Here is a 13,176-nt window from a genome sequence, read left to right as displayed (position 1 = left end):
TTTTCCCTGCTCGTAGTAGAGAGCCTCTACGCCGGGTCGAAGCCCACGAGGCTGATTTTCTTAATCTCGCGGCCAGTGCCCAGCACCATCTCAATCTTCTCTTCGCACCGAAATCGGTATCGATTGCGCAGCGTAATACCTGCAAGGTTGATACCTGAACCTTCTTTCACTCCGCCGCTATATGCAACTCCATCGACGAAGATTTTCCATAAGCCAGCAGTAGCATCTGCAGAGTCCACGACGCCAACTAACTCAAGGCTCTCCACGCTTAAGTCTTCGCGCAGTAGGCAACGCTGAATAATATTCTGTGCGGTCGCAACACGGATCCGGCTTTGATTCGAGCTATGCATCCCTGGTGTTGACCAGCGGTTGGTGAGCTGGCAATCATTTTCCGTAATGAAGTTCAGCAGCCCAATTAACGATGAAGCTGCGTGACCCTTCAGTTTTGCGAGGAACTGCATGGCATCATCGGTATTGTCAGCTACGTCCAGAAACTCATTGAGTGTCTGGAATGCGATGATCAGCGCCTTATTCTCTCCCAACATGTCACAAGGCTCGGCGCTGCGTACCTGAACAGTGAAGGAGCCGTAGCAGAAACCAAACACATCGGACTCATACGGATCTTCGCCCTTGGGAATCGGCTTGCCCGCCGCCTTAGCAGCGGTTCTTGCCAGATTCTTGAGCACCCCTTGATAAATATTCAGGAAGGCGGATAGCTTGCGAGTCCTGATACGTGGCTCTCGCAAAGACTCTGGAACACCGAGCGACGCATATGCAACGGTGGCATTCAGCTCTTGCGCCTTGATCAAAACCTCGTCGTTGAGCGAGAAGGTCAAACCAGGTTCTGGCAACAACTCTTGCGCCACTACCTCCATCTGCGCACGCTCAATATCGAACGGTTCGATCAAGTCATCTGGTGTGGCAAGGTAGAACTCGGGAATCTCTGGTTCCTCGTATACCTGCCTCAGGTCAATCTTCCCACCCAGCAAATCGTCACAACGCCTGCCTGAAACTGGCGCACAGAGGAACGCAGGGCCTTTAGCAGCTACCTCAGAGATCATGCAAACGTAGCGAACGCCAATTAGATCACTCGCAATGAACACCTGCGGGTAGTCATAGTCGAGCAACACATGCAGAAGCTTGATTGCTTTCATGCCTCGCCCTCAATAGCGCACGCCAGATTGAATCGCCTGGAACGCCACCAAGAATAGTGGCTGCCATTGCCGGTTTTCATCGCAACCCCATCAGCCTGGCCGAGGATGACCTTCACCTTAGCCTTGTGCTTATGGATAGCGAGTTTCAGCACCGCATCTAAGTCTTCCGGATTTTTGAACACGGATATTGCATGAGCCTGGCACTCGGGAACGCGGAAAGTCTTTTGCGGGAACAATGCACGATGAGAGAGGAAATCTGCTTCCGCTGGCTCGGCACGTTCACAAAGTCGGTAACAAACGAAGCCATCAAGACTGAAAGCCCCGGAAGGCGGGCATTGCTCAGGTAGCTCCTCATACCACTCGTGATTCACATCCATGTCACTATTCCGATGATCGATAAAGCAGTGAACGTCATATGCTAGCCACCACGTGGCGATGGTGTCACGACATTTGCTTAGGCTGCCTTCTATTCCACTGCCAAAGAACAGCTTCAGAGGTTTATTACCAGCAGCCTTAGGTCGAGTATAGGCGTCGTTGAATGACAGCTTCTGGCCGAATCCAGCCGGTCGGCTCAGGCAGAAACCGGCCAAAAGCTACCGGTCGTGACTGGTGGCTCCAGTCATAGGTCGGGGATGTCTATAGGGGGCGGGGGGAGTTCAGACAGGCTCTCAAACGTGTTTTGATCCTTTATGGTATTTTTCATGGTTTTAAAATCGTTAGTGCCTTATAGGCTTCGTAATTTCTGGTCTGTGCTGGGCTATTGATAATAGAGTGGGAGTAATCAAAAACCCCGGCATTCGCCGGGGTTTTTTTATCAATGAAGAACGGCAGCGGTGTCGATGCGTCGCCAGATGGCCTCGGCAAAGCTGTAAAGGGCAAAAGCGATTAGCCCCAGCCCGATCAGCGATAGCCAGAACGTGCCGAAGGGCAAGCTTTGCAGGGCGTTGAGTGCGTCCTCGAGTCCCGGCGGTTCGGTTGGCTCGTAGCGTCGGCCTCCGCTGAACAGCATCCCGGCAACGACCAGGAACGCCACCCCGCGAGCGATGAGGCCAGCGCGCGATACCGGGCGGACCCAGCGCATCACGTCGTCCGATGCGTAGAAGTATTTCTCGAACTTGGCTTTCCAGCCTTTGATGATGTGGGCAATTCCGACGCCAAGTGGAATAAGCGCCACGACATAGACGAGGTAGTTCGAGAACTGCCAGCCAAGCAGGCCAGACAGAAAATCGCCGCCTCCACTGCCACCACCGTTTTGTGATTGGCCCAGCGAGCTGCCCAGAAGCCCTAGCGTGAAGAGCGCGAGCAGGGTGTACGTCACGCAGCTGCCGATCAGCCCAGCGCGTATTGCGATGCCCTTGGCATCGGTACCGTGATCTTCAGGGTCCGCGATGGCTTGGGTCAGGCGCCATGCCGCGTAAGCCGCAAGGCCTACAGCCATGATCCAGAGCAAGGTCTCGCCGAAGGGCTGCCCCAACAATTGCACCAGCGCGCCTTGGGTACCGACCGTTTCGCCGTTACCGCTTGCAGCGAAAAAGGCAAAGGCGCCGATGATCAAATAGACGACGCCGCGTGCGGCGTATCCGCTGCGCGCGAGCCAGACGATGCCGCGCGACAGTTCTCCCTTAGGGTGCTTGGCTGGGTTGCGCATTAGGTTTCCTCCAGATTGGTCGCAAGTCGAGCCGACGAAGCTGTAGACGCCCATCAGCGACGGGGGGTTCGATCTGGTCGTTTGGTGCCGCTGGTAGTCCGAAGATGCCTGGCGGCACCAGACCCTGTAGCATGTTGCAAATGCGAGGTATTCCTTTTCTGTGCGGCTCGCATGTTCTATGGAAGCAAGATGACTTTTACTCGACGAAAGATGTTGACCGGGCTGGCCGGACTGGCCGTGCTTGGCGCCGCAGGCAGTGGCGCGCGGTATTGGCTGGGCCGTCCAGCCGCCCCGATCACCCATGACTATGAGCTGATTGCAGCGCCTCAGGACCTCGAGCTGATCGCTGGACACCAGACGCCAGCTTGGTGCTACGGGGGACGCGCGCCAGGGTTGGAACTGCGCGCACGTCAGGGCGATTGGCTGCGTGTACGTTTCACCAACCACTTGCCCGAGCCGACGACCATTCATTGGCACGGTATTCGTGTGCCGCTCGAAATGGACGGAGTGCCCTATGTCTCGCAACTGCCGGTTTTGCCCGGTGAGTCGTTCGACTACCAGTTCAAAGTCGAGGACGCGGGCAGCTTCTGGTATCACCCGCACACGACCAGTGCTGAACAGCTGGGGCGGGGACTCGTTGGGCCGCTGATCGTCGAGGAGCGCACACCCTCCGGCTTCATCCACGAGCGCACGTTGTCGCTGAAGAGCTGGCATGTAGACAAGCAGGGCGCCTTCACCGATTTCAGCGTGCCACGAGAGGCTGCGCGTGGCGGCACGCCCGGGGTCTTGTCGACCATTAACGGCGAGCATGCGCCTTTGCTGGACCTGCCGGCAGGTCAGGTCGTGCGGCTGCGGATCCTCAATCTGGACAACACGCTGACCTACCGGCTCAACCTGTCTGCGGGCGAGGCGCGCATCTACGCCATTGATGGTCATCCAGTAGAACCACGTGTGCTGGGCAAGGACTATTGGCTCGGCCCCGGCATGCGGCTCGACCTCGCGCTGAGGGCACCGCAAGTGGGTGAGCAGATAGCCCTGCGTAATGGTCCGCTGCGCTTGGCAACGTTCACGGGGGCGGGCACAGGCGGCGAGGCCGTCTGGCCGGCTGCGCTGCCGCCGAACCCCATCGCCGAGCCTGACCTGGCGAAGGCAGAAACGCTGCGGTTCAATTTCGAATGGGCGGGCACCCTGTCCAGCGATGCGGGGGAGGGCAAAGCGTTTACTTTCTGGCAGGTCAATGGGCAGGCCTGGGATATCAACGACAAGACCTGCGCCGACCGGCCAATCGCAACCTTGAAGCGAAACGGTCATTACATCTTCGAACTGCGCAATCTCAGCCAGTACCAGCATCCGATCCACTTGCACGGCATGACCTTCAAGGTCATCGGATCGAACCGCCGGCGCATCGACCCGTGGTTCACCGACACTTACCTGTTGGGCAAGAACGAGACGGCGCGCATCGCGCTGGTTGCTGATAACCCAGGCGTATGGATGTTTCATTGCCATGTCATCGACCACATGGAAACCGGGCTGATGGCTGCGATCGAGGTGGTTTGAGCCAAGCGGTTATGAATGAGCGCGCGGGGCGGCGGGTGGATATGGCGGGTACAATCCGCCGGTCCGACCATCATGCAGAGCCAACATGAAAAGACCCCTGATCATCGATCGCAGCCAGGACGAGCACTTCATGCGCGAGGCGCTAGCACTGGCAGCCCAGGGTGCCGAGCGCGGTGAAGTACCGGTCGGCGCTGTGCTGGTGCAAGGCGGTCAGGTCGTTGGGCGCGGCTTTAATTGCCCAATCTCCCGACATGATCCGAGTGCGCATGCCGAGATGGTCGCGATCCGCGATGCGGCGTCCAGCTTGGAGAACTATCGCCTGCCGGGTAGCACCCTATATGTGACCTTGGAGCCGTGCAGTATGTGCGCCGGGCTGATTGTCCATTCGAGAATCCAGCGAGTGGTGTTTGGCGCGACCGAGCCGAAGGCGGGCGTGGCACTGAGCCGGGGCCAATTTTTCGAGCAGGCCTTTCTCAACCACCGGGTATTGGTGGAGGGTGGGCTGATGGCAGACGCATGCAGCGCAATGCTCAGTGACTTCTTTCGTCAGCGTCGTTTGATCGGGCGCAAAGAGCCCGCCGCCGACCAGTAACCTCAGATATCGCTGCTGTAACGGCGCACGCCAGTTTCGGGCAGCTTCTCATGCGCGGCGACGCTGCCTTGGGCGGGGAACACGACCAAGTGATCCGCTGCAATGGCGATGCCCACCGAGTCGCCGGTGCGAAAATCGGCGTGGCTGGGAAAGATGCCCTCGAGCTGGTTGCCGGTCGGCAATTGCAGGCGATACAGCGTCGAGGCGCCAAGGAATGTCTTGCCGACGATCAGGGTCTTGAGGCTGCTCTCCGGTGCGTAGACGATGTCGTCGGGGCGCAATAGCACGTCTACTGAGCTACCGGCGGGTATGACGTACGCGCGATTGCCACGGATAACGCCGAGCTCGGTCCGCACGGTCTCGGGGTCGAGCAGCTGGCCCCGAATGAAATAACCCTGGCCGATGAAGCTCGCCACGAAGGGAGTCAGTGGTTCGTGATACAGGTTGTAGGGCGTATCCCACTGCTCGAGTCGGCCGTCCTTGAAGACCCCGACCTGGTCGCTGACGGCAAACGCTTCTTCCTGATCGTGGGTCACCAGGATGGCGCTGGTCCCCCGCGCTTTGAGAATTTCGCGCACTTCGTGGCTGAGGCGTCGGCGCAGGTCGCCGTCCAGGTTGGAAAAGGGCTCGTCGAGCAACAGGAGCTCGGGCTCGGGCGCCAGGGCGCGGGCGAGCGCGACACGCTGTTGCTGGCCGCCGGACAGCTCATGGGGATAACGCTTGGCGAGCGAGGTGAGGTGCACCAGCTCGAGCATCTCGTGCACGATTCGCTCACTGTTTGGATGCTTGCGAATCCCGAAGCCAACGTTCTCCGCCACTGTCAGGTGAGGGAATAGCGCATAGTCCTGGAACACCATTCCGATCCGGCGCTTTTCCGGTGCCAGGGTATGGCCCTTGCGCGAAATGAGCGTGTCGCCGAGCTGGATTTCCCCTGCATTGACGGGTTCGAAGCCCGCAATGGCCCGGAGCGTGGTCGTCTTGCCGCAGCCGGACGGGCCCAGCAGGCAGCCGATTTCCCCGCGGTTGAGATGCAGGTTGAGATGCCGCACGACGCTTTGAGCGCCGTAGCCGCAATCCAGCTCGCGCAGCTGAAGCAGCGGCCCGCTGCTCATGCGTGGTGGTAGGCCGGTTCGACCAGGAATTCCAGCAGTGCCTTCTGCACGTGCAAGCGGTTTTCAGCCTGGTCCCAGGCCACCGAGCGGGGATCGTCCAGCAGGTCCTGGCTGATCTCCTCACCGCGATGGGCAGGCAGGCAGTGCATGAACACAACGTCCTTGGCGGCCATGTCCAGCAGCGCGCGATCCACTTGATATGGACGGAAGGTGGCGATACGCGCCGCAACTTCTTCTTCCTGCCCCATCGACGCCCAGACGTCAGTGCTGATCAAGTGGGCCCCGTCAGCGGCTGCACGCGGGTCGCGAAGCACCTGGACCCGGTCGCGGGCCTTCGCCAGCAGATCAGCCTTCGGCTCGTAGCCCTCCGGGCACGCGATACGCAATTGGAAGTCGAACTGAATGGCAGCTTCTATATAGGTATTGCACATGTTATTGCCATCGCCGATCCATGCCACTGTCTTGCCGGCGATGCTGCCGCGGTGTTCATGAAAGGTCTGCATGTCGGCCATCAGCTGGCAGGGGTGCAGGTCATCGGAGAGGCCATTGATCACCGGGGCCGCGGAATGCGCGGCGAACTCGGTCAGTGTCGAGTGAGCGAAGGTCCGGATCATCACGGCATCGAGCATGCTTGACATCACGATGGCCGAGTCGCAGACCGGCTCTCCACGGCCCAGCTGCGTGTCGCGCGTGGACAGGAAGATCGCCTGGCCGCCCAGCTGGATCATGCCGGCTTCGAACGATACGCGCGTACGGGTCGAGGCCTTCTCGAAGATCATGCCCAGCACGCGGTTCTTGAGGGGTTCGAACAGGACGCCGCGCTTGCGCAGATCCTTCAGCTCGATGCCGCGACGTACCAGGTCGTTAAGCTCCTGGGGCGTGCAATCCATCAGTGAGAGAAAATGCCTTGCGCTCATATCAACTACCTTTATTGCCGCCGCCACGGCCAGGATTTCAAGAAAGCAGAAAGGGCCTACGACAGCGGGTCGCACGGGGAGCGACGAAACGGGAAAGGCGCGATCTTATCCAGAAAGGCTTTGACGGCGCAAATCGACCGCGAACAGCCATAACGGGGCATTAGGCGGCGCTACTGGAGCTGGCGTGGGCGCCGCGGAGAACGCAAAGCCGAGCCCTGCACTCGGCTTTCCAGCGTCAGTTCTGTACAATGCGCCGCAACCGTGACTAGCCGAGGTGCCCCATGGATATCATCGAAACCATCAAAGAGCAGATCGAAAAGAATCCGATTCTGCTGTACATGAAAGGCTCGCCGAATGCGCCGCAGTGCGGTTTCTCCGCGCGTGCGACCCAAGCCCTCATGGGTTGCGGCGAGAAGTTCGCTTACGTCGACATCCTTCAGAATCCCGAGATCCGCGCCAATCTGCCCAAGTACGCCAACTGGCCGACCTTCCCGCAGTTGTGGGTCAATGGCGAGTTGGTCGGGGGTAGCGACATCATTCTGGAAATGTTCGAAAAGGGCGAGCTGCAAACCCTGATCAAGGATGCTGCGCAGCAAGCGGGCGCTTGATGAATCCGGCTTACTGCTCAAACAACAAACCCGCCTGATGGCGGGTTTGTTGTTTGAGCAGGGATGAAAAGCGGGAGCACGCGGCTCCCGTTCTTCGACGAGGCGAGCGCCTGTTATTCATCCATTTGCGATTGCAGGTAGTTCTCGATCCCTACTTTATCGATCAGGCTCAACTGGGTTTCCAGCCAGTCGATGTGCTCTTCTTCGGATTCGAGAATATCTTCGAGCAGTTCGCGGGTGCCGTAGTCACCAACGCTCTCGCAGAAGGCGATCGCGACCTTGAGGTCTTGCATGCCGCCCTGTTCCAACTTGAGGTCGCATTCGAGCATTTCCCGCGTGTTCTCGCCGATCAACAGCTTGCCGAGGTCCTGCAGGTTGGGTAGGCCTTCGAGAAAGAGAATGCGCTTGATGAGCTTGTCGGCATGTTTCATCTCATCGATGGATTCCTCGTACTCATGCTTGCCGAGTTTGCCGAGGCCCCAGTCCTCATACATGCGTGCATGGAGGAAGTACTGGTTGATCGCAACCAGTTCGTTGCCGAGGATTTTGTTCAGGTGCTGAATGACCAGCTTGTCGCCTTTCATGTCTGTACCCTGCGTGGAATCGGGTTCGTGATGTGCGCAGTCTGGCCACGAAGGTGCAGGCTGTCAAACCTAAGTCATTGAATGTTAACGAGTAAACCGAAATGGGAATACGTCTGTTCTGCGCCTTGCCGGCAACTCTTTGATTTGCAGCAATAAAAAAGCCGGGCATGTGCCCGGCTTTTCGAATTCGATTTTGTATCAAGCAGGTACGAAGCCTGCTGGGTAGGCGAGTGCAGCGTTGGCTCCCTGGATGTCGCTCAGGGTGTCGCGAACGACCTGTTTGGCCAAGCACGCACATTTACCGCACTGAGTGGCGACCCCTGTCGCTTCGCGGACCTCACGATAGCTGCAGCAACCTTCATAGATGGCCTCACGGATCTGGCCATCGGTAACACCTTGGCAAAGACACACGTACATAGAACTACCCGTTGGGTCTGCGAATGGTGGTGATGCTAAATATAATGAGAATGATTGTCAAAGTGCGCTCGTCGGGTTTCGCTACCGGCCGGCGCCGCATCGATGGCGATGTCGTGTTTGGCATGGAGTACACTGCGACACCTTTTTCCGCCCGGAGCCGACATGGCCCTGCAAGCCACGCCTTATAAAGTCGAAATCAACCTCACCGACCTCGACCGCAACGTGTACCAAGACCTGCGTTTCACGGTGGCTCGGCACCCTTCGGAAACCGAAGAACGCCTGGCCGCACGGTTGATCGCTTTTGTGCTCTGGTATGGCGAGCAATTGGCGTTTGGTCGTGGGCTGTCCGATGTCGACGAGCCGGCGTTGTGGGAGAAGAGCCTCGACGACCGAGTGCTGCATTGGATCGAAGTGGGCCAGCCCGATGCTGAGCGCATCACCTGGTGCTCCCGGCGTGCCGAACGCTTCAGCCTGGTGGCCTACGGCAACCTGCGGGTCTGGCAGACCAAGGTGTTGGACGCGGTGCGCAGCCTGAAAAAAATCAACGTGGTTGCGGTTGATCAGGAGGCGCTGGAAACCGTGGCGCAGGATATGCCGCGCGCGATCAACTGGAGCGTGATGATCAGCGAGGGCGCGCTGTTCATCACAGACGAGCGGGGCCAGCACGAGGTCCCGTTGCAGTGGTTGATCGGCGGGCGCGACTGAGGAGCCGTGCGCGAGCCGGCTCCTCGCGTATCAGGATTGCCAGAACTGCAGCAGGGCATTAAACGACATCACCACACCTACTGCGGTCGCGACCATCGCGAGCAGACCGAACAGGAGCATCCAAGTCGGGTGCTGATAGCGGTCGCCAACGATGGCTGGCTTCTTGGCAGCCCATAGCACGCAGCCAAGCGCCAGCGGTAAGACCAGGGCATTCAGCGTCCCGGCTACTACCAGCACTTTCACAGGCTGGCCGACCAGGCTGTAGATCAGCGTCGAGCAGGCGATGAAACCAATCACCACCCAACGGTTGTTGCGCTCGATGCCTTTGTGCAGCGAGTACATGAACGTCACGCTGGTATAGGCTGCGCCGATCACCGACGACACCGATGCGGCCAACAGCACTACGCCGAAAATCTTGTAGCCGATGGTCCCCATCGAGTGCGAAAACACCGAGGCGGCCGGGTTGCCCGGGTCCAGTGCCAAGCCCTGGCTGACCACGCCCAACGCTGCCAGGAATAGACAGATCCGCACGACACCGGTTGTGGCGATCCCCGTCACGGCGGCGCGCGTAACCACGCCGACGTTCTCGACGCCGGTGATGCCCGCCTCGACCAAGCGGTGCCCGCCGGAAAACGAGATGTAGCCGCCTACTGTGCCGCCGACCAGCGTCACGATTGGCAACAGCAAAATCATGGGATCGTCCGGGTTGAAGCTGCGGTTGATCGCTTCCAGCAGCGGTGGGCTCGATTGCAACATCGCGTAGCCGATCATGCACAGCATCACCAGCCCCAGCAGCTGCATGACCGAGTCCATCACGCCCTTGGCGTTGCGCAGCAAAAAAAGGCCGATGATCAGCACGGCGGCGATCAGCGAGCCGATCACTGGCGGGATCCCGAAGATGACATTCATCGCCAGCCCGGCGCCGCCGATATTGCCGATGTTGAACGCGACGCCGCCGAGCACGATGAAAGCGGAAATCAGATGCCCGACACCCGGTAGCACCCGGTTCGCCACGTCCTGGCCGCGTAGGTTGGCGACGGTGATGATCCGCCAGATGTTGAGTTGAGCGCCGATGTCGATCAGCAGCGAAATGACGATCGCGAAGGCGAAGCTCGCCAGGTATTTCTCGGTGAACAGGGACGTCTGGGTGAGGAAAGCCGGACCGATCGAGGACGTCGCCATGATGAAGATGGCGCCGCGCAGGACGTTTCGCTGGGACGCGGTGGGTGCGCTAGGGGTGGGGTGCATTGGGTTACCTTTTTTCTTGATGTTGGGGCAGGTAGGAAATGCAGCCGGGGTGGGCCCGGTGAAGGGTGTAATTTTTCTTGTTCTGGGCGGCAGTTCAGTCGCCGGCCGTGTGCATCCGCGTTGGTTGGCTGGACAGATGGGTGTCGAAGAGGTCCCGCCAGAGCGCGAGTGCGCGACGTTGCGCCTGCTGGGCGACCGCAAGCCCGACTGGCTGGAATCGCACCTCGGTGCCCGGCAGGCACTGAGCGAGCTGTGCCACGGCCAGCGGCGTCAACGCGCCGAGCCGAGGGTAGCCGCCGATGGTCTGACGATCGTTCATCAACACGATTGGTTGGCCATCGGGCGGCACCTGGATGGCACCAAGCGGGACGCCCTCGGAAACCATGGATTGCCGCGCAGTGCGCAATGCCGGGCCGAGCAGGCGTATGCCCATGCGGTCGGCGCGCTGGTCGACCGTCCAGCGCGCATTGAACGCGTCGAATAGGCTTTGGCCGTTGAAGTCGCCGATCTGCGCGCCCAATACCACAGGGAGCGGAGTGCCCGAGTCGAACAGGCTGACGTGACCGGGCGGCAGGCGGCGTGGTTCCAGCTCGGCGGTCGCCAGCCAGCTCAGGCGATCGCCTTCGACCAGGGTGCGGCCATCGCCGTGCAGCCCTCCCAGGCCTTCGCGGCGGACCGTGGCGCCGCTGCCCATCAGCTGAGGCGCAACAAAGCCGCCCGGCGCTGCCAGGTAGGCGCGCACGCCTTGTTTCGGAGTGGCGAAGCGCAAGCGCTGGCCGCGACGGATGCGAAAGCTGCGGCCAGGCTCGACTGTTTGTTCATCGAGCGTCGCGCCCAGATCCGCACCACACAGCGCCAGGCAGCCATCGGCCTCAGCGCGAAGCGTCAGATTGCCCAGCGTGATTTCGAGGGTGGCCGTCTGAAAGGCATTGCCCAGCAGCCCGTTAGCCCAGGCATGCGACACCCAGTCCGCCGCGCCGCCTTGTGTCACGCCCAGGTGACGGACACCGAAGCGGCCCATGTCCTGGAGGCTAGCCAGCGCTCCGCTGCGTTCGACGATTAGCGTCATGGCGTTTCCTCAAATGGACGGTCGTCGCCACCAAGGCGGATGAATTCGGCTCGGTCGATCGGCTGAAAGCGAACCCGGTCGCCAGGTTGGCAGAGGCTGTAACCATCCAGATCCCTGTCGAACAGGCGGGCCGGACTGCGGCCGATCAGGTTCCATCCGCCCGGCGATACCAGCGGATAGATCGCAGTCTGGCGATCGGCGATGCCGAGGCTGCCGGCCGTGACCTGTTGGCGAGGCGTCTGCAAGCGCGGGCTGGCCAGGCATTCGTCGACCAGCCCCATGAAGGCGAAGCCCGGCGCGAATCCCAAGGCGAACACTTGATATGCCCGCTCGCTGTGGCGTCTGATGACGCCCGCCACCCCCAACCCGCTGCGTTGGCCGAGCCCCTCGAGGTCCGGGCCCACGCTGGCGTCGTACCACACGGGGATCTGCAGTTCACGCCGCTCGGCATCCGTTTCCGGTTCCAGGCCTTCCAGCGCCTCGGCGATGCGCTGGCGTGCCTGACGGTCGTCGAGCATGTTCAGATCGTAGTGAACCAACAGCGTGGTGTAGGAGGGCACCAGATCGATGAGTGCCGGGCCAAATGTTTCGTGCAGGCGGCGAGTTGCGGCGAGCAGCCAGGGCATGTGGGCTTCGTCGATAGCCTCGAACAGGCGCACCATCAGGCTGTCGATGCCGACCACCTCGATGCGTGGGTTCATGCCGGCAGGGCCTCAAGTGCCTGGCGGATGCGCTGCACCGCGGCGATCGAGGCCGCGTTGTCGCCATGCACGCACAGGGTGTCGACGCGAAGGGTCAGGGCGGAGCCATCGCTGGCGGTCAGCGGTTCACCGCGAGCCAGGGCCAGGGCCTGCGCCATAACGACCTCGGCGTCGTGATGGACGGCTCCCGGCTGGGTGCGCGAAACCAGCATGCCGGCCGGGTCGTAAGCGCGATCGGCAAACGCCTCGAACCATAGGGTGATACCCATCTCGTCGGCCATCGCCTGTGCCGCGCCAGTGTCGCGAGTCGACATCAGCATCAAGGGCAACGATGGCGCGTACCCCCGGACCGCACGCATCACCCCACGCAGTAGCTCAGGGTTGCGCATCATGTCGTTGTAGAGCGCACCGTGCGGTTTCACGTAGCGCACCTGGGTGCCCTCGGCACGGCAGATGCCGTCCAGCGCACCAATCTGATAGAGCAGCATGTTCTCGACTTCATCCGGGCTGCAGGCCATCGATCGGCGGCCGAACCCGACCAGATCGGGGTAGGCGGGGTGTGCGCCGATCTTCACATGGTGCTGCACCGCCAGCGCGACGGTGCGGCGCATGATTTGCGGGTCTGACGCGTGGAAGCCGCAAGCGACGTTGGCGCAATCGATGTAGGGCATGACCTCCGCATCCAGGCCCATGGTCCAGGCGCCAAAGCTCTCGCCAATGTCGCAGTTCAGAAGCAGACGTTTCATAACCATCCTCGCTAGCGGCTCGCGAAAGCTTGCCGATGAACATGAAGACTACATTGATAAAACATCAACGAATTATCAATAACTTTTTTCTGTGTCTTCCCTGGCGGCCCCCGTCTCG

At 60.4% G+C, this 13,176-nt stretch carries 15 protein-coding genes; 4 read left to right on the top strand and 11 right to left on the bottom strand.

All coding sequences use genetic code 11. The features are described from left to right. Positions 1 to 26 precede the first annotated feature (26 nt). From KXR72_RS05535 to KXR72_RS05525, 3 genes are all read right to left on the bottom strand, one after another. A complete protein-coding gene (locus tag KXR72_RS05535; protein ID WP_437420079.1) occupies positions 27 to 1,154 on the bottom strand; it encodes a hypothetical protein in 1,128 nt (375 codons plus the stop codon). Continuing rightward, positions 1,151 to 1,531: a hypothetical protein gene (locus KXR72_RS05530; protein ID WP_437420078.1), complete on the bottom strand. Its 381-nt coding sequence runs from the start codon at positions 1,529 to 1,531 to the stop codon at positions 1,151 to 1,153. Before KXR72_RS05530 ends, KXR72_RS05535 begins: the two co-directional genes overlap by 4 nt. Positions 1,532 to 1,968: 437 nt before the next feature. After that, complete coding sequence (locus tag KXR72_RS05525; protein WP_437420077.1) at positions 1,969 to 2,802, bottom strand: DUF1206 domain-containing protein; 834 nt, start codon at positions 2,800 to 2,802, stop codon at positions 1,969 to 1,971. Positions 2,803 to 2,991: 189 nt separating this feature from the next. Here KXR72_RS05525 and KXR72_RS05520 point away from each other — a divergent pair, with 189 nt between their 5' ends. Both KXR72_RS05520 and tadA read left to right on the top strand, forming a co-directional pair. After that, entirely contained in the window at positions 2,992 to 4,359 is a 1,368-nt protein-coding gene (locus KXR72_RS05520) for a multicopper oxidase family protein (protein WP_437420076.1), read from the top strand. 85 nt (positions 4,360 to 4,444) lie between these two features. Further along, positions 4,445 to 4,951, top strand: coding sequence for a tRNA adenosine(34) deaminase TadA (tadA, locus tag KXR72_RS05515; protein WP_437420075.1), 507 nt, complete (start codon positions 4,445 to 4,447; stop codon positions 4,949 to 4,951). Between the two features lie 2 nt (positions 4,952 to 4,953). Here tadA and KXR72_RS05510 read toward each other — a convergent pair whose 3' ends face one another. Together KXR72_RS05510 and argF are read right to left on the bottom strand one after the other, a co-directional pair. Further along, positions 4,954 to 6,063, bottom strand: coding sequence for an ABC transporter ATP-binding protein (locus KXR72_RS05510; RefSeq protein WP_437420074.1), 1,110 nt, complete (start codon positions 6,061 to 6,063; stop codon positions 4,954 to 4,956). Beyond that, a complete protein-coding gene (gene argF, locus KXR72_RS05505) occupies positions 6,060 to 6,980 on the bottom strand; it encodes an ornithine carbamoyltransferase (protein ID WP_437420073.1) in 921 nt (306 codons plus the stop codon). The genes KXR72_RS05510 and argF overlap by 4 nt, the downstream gene beginning before the upstream one ends. Before the next feature lie 281 nt (positions 6,981 to 7,261). On the opposite strand from argF, the gene grxD reads away from it, so the two are divergent. Then, on the top strand, positions 7,262 to 7,588 hold the full coding sequence (gene grxD / locus KXR72_RS05500; protein WP_437420072.1) for a Grx4 family monothiol glutaredoxin: 327 nt from the start codon (positions 7,262 to 7,264) through the stop codon (positions 7,586 to 7,588). A 113-nt stretch (positions 7,589 to 7,701) separates the two neighbouring features. On the opposite strand, the gene bfr is transcribed toward grxD, so the two are convergent. After that, positions 7,702 to 8,172 carry a bacterioferritin gene (bfr, locus tag KXR72_RS05495; RefSeq protein WP_437420071.1) on the bottom strand — a complete coding sequence of 157 codons (471 nt, stop codon included), beginning with the start codon at positions 8,170 to 8,172 and terminating at the stop codon, positions 7,702 to 7,704. A 198-nt stretch (positions 8,173 to 8,370) separates the two neighbouring features. Then, positions 8,371 to 8,589: a bacterioferritin-associated ferredoxin gene (locus KXR72_RS05490; protein ID WP_437420070.1), complete on the bottom strand. Its 219-nt coding sequence runs from the start codon at positions 8,587 to 8,589 to the stop codon at positions 8,371 to 8,373. A 162-nt stretch (positions 8,590 to 8,751) separates the two neighbouring features. Here KXR72_RS05490 and KXR72_RS05485 point away from each other — a divergent pair, with 162 nt between their 5' ends. Further along, positions 8,752 to 9,294 carry a YaeQ family protein gene (locus tag KXR72_RS05485; RefSeq protein WP_437420069.1) on the top strand — a complete coding sequence of 181 codons (543 nt, stop codon included), beginning with the start codon at positions 8,752 to 8,754 and terminating at the stop codon, positions 9,292 to 9,294. Positions 9,295 to 9,324: 30 nt separating this feature from the next. Here KXR72_RS05485 and KXR72_RS05480 read toward each other — a convergent pair whose 3' ends face one another. From KXR72_RS05480 to KXR72_RS05465, 4 genes are all read right to left on the bottom strand, one after another. Next, positions 9,325 to 10,542 (bottom strand): NRAMP family divalent metal transporter, encoded by a 1,218-nt coding sequence (locus tag KXR72_RS05480; RefSeq protein WP_437420068.1) that lies wholly within the window; start codon positions 10,540 to 10,542, stop codon positions 9,325 to 9,327. A gap of 94 nt (positions 10,543 to 10,636) precedes the next feature. Continuing rightward, on the bottom strand, positions 10,637 to 11,611 hold the full coding sequence (locus KXR72_RS05475; RefSeq protein WP_437420067.1) for a biotin-dependent carboxyltransferase family protein: 975 nt from the start codon (positions 11,609 to 11,611) through the stop codon (positions 10,637 to 10,639). Continuing rightward, positions 11,608 to 12,312: a 5-oxoprolinase subunit PxpB gene (gene pxpB, locus KXR72_RS05470; protein WP_437420066.1), complete on the bottom strand. Its 705-nt coding sequence runs from the start codon at positions 12,310 to 12,312 to the stop codon at positions 11,608 to 11,610. The genes KXR72_RS05475 and pxpB overlap by 4 nt, the downstream gene beginning before the upstream one ends. After that, a complete protein-coding gene (locus tag KXR72_RS05465) occupies positions 12,309 to 13,058 on the bottom strand; it encodes a 5-oxoprolinase subunit PxpA (RefSeq protein WP_437420065.1) in 750 nt (249 codons plus the stop codon). Before KXR72_RS05465 ends, pxpB begins: the two co-directional genes overlap by 4 nt. Between the last annotated feature and the right edge of the window lie 118 nt (positions 13,059 to 13,176).

The sequence above is a fragment of the Stutzerimonas chloritidismutans genome (assembly GCF_051486945.1).
Classification (GTDB): domain Bacteria; phylum Pseudomonadota; class Gammaproteobacteria; order Pseudomonadales; family Pseudomonadaceae; genus Stutzerimonas; species Stutzerimonas chloritidismutans_B.
This window is presented reverse-complemented; position numbering and strand designations above follow the sequence as displayed.

Bases quoted from the DNA above. Each gene is read 5' to 3' on its own strand.
- KXR72_RS05535 (WP_437420079.1), bottom strand. From the start codon at position 1,154: ATGAAAGCAATCAAGCTTCTGCATGTGTTGCTCGACTATGACTACCCG.
- KXR72_RS05530 (WP_437420078.1), bottom strand. From the start codon at position 1,531: ATGGATGTGAATCACGAGTGGTATGAGGAGCTACCTGAGCAATGCCCG.
- KXR72_RS05525 (WP_437420077.1), bottom strand. From the start codon at position 2,802: ATGCGCAACCCAGCCAAGCACCCTAAGGGAGAACTGTCGCGCGGCATC.
- KXR72_RS05520 (WP_437420076.1), top strand. From the start codon at position 2,992: ATGACTTTTACTCGACGAAAGATGTTGACCGGGCTGGCCGGACTGGCC.
- tadA (WP_437420075.1), top strand. From the start codon at position 4,445: ATGAAAAGACCCCTGATCATCGATCGCAGCCAGGACGAGCACTTCATG.
- KXR72_RS05510 (WP_437420074.1), bottom strand. From the start codon at position 6,063: ATGAGCAGCGGGCCGCTGCTTCAGCTGCGCGAGCTGGATTGCGGCTAC.
- argF (WP_437420073.1), bottom strand. From the start codon at position 6,980: ATGAGCGCAAGGCATTTTCTCTCACTGATGGATTGCACGCCCCAGGAG.
- grxD (WP_437420072.1), top strand. From the start codon at position 7,262: ATGGATATCATCGAAACCATCAAAGAGCAGATCGAAAAGAATCCGATT.
- bfr (WP_437420071.1), bottom strand. From the start codon at position 8,172: ATGAAAGGCGACAAGCTGGTCATTCAGCACCTGAACAAAATCCTCGGC.
- KXR72_RS05490 (WP_437420070.1), bottom strand. From the start codon at position 8,589: ATGTACGTGTGTCTTTGCCAAGGTGTTACCGATGGCCAGATCCGTGAG.
- KXR72_RS05485 (WP_437420069.1), top strand. From the start codon at position 8,752: ATGGCCCTGCAAGCCACGCCTTATAAAGTCGAAATCAACCTCACCGAC.
- KXR72_RS05480 (WP_437420068.1), bottom strand. From the start codon at position 10,542: ATGCACCCCACCCCTAGCGCACCCACCGCGTCCCAGCGAAACGTCCTG.
- KXR72_RS05475 (WP_437420067.1), bottom strand. From the start codon at position 11,611: ATGACGCTAATCGTCGAACGCAGCGGAGCGCTGGCTAGCCTCCAGGAC.
- pxpB (WP_437420066.1), bottom strand. From the start codon at position 12,312: ATGAACCCACGCATCGAGGTGGTCGGCATCGACAGCCTGATGGTGCGC.
- KXR72_RS05465 (WP_437420065.1), bottom strand. From the start codon at position 13,058: ATGAAACGTCTGCTTCTGAACTGCGACATTGGCGAGAGCTTTGGCGCC.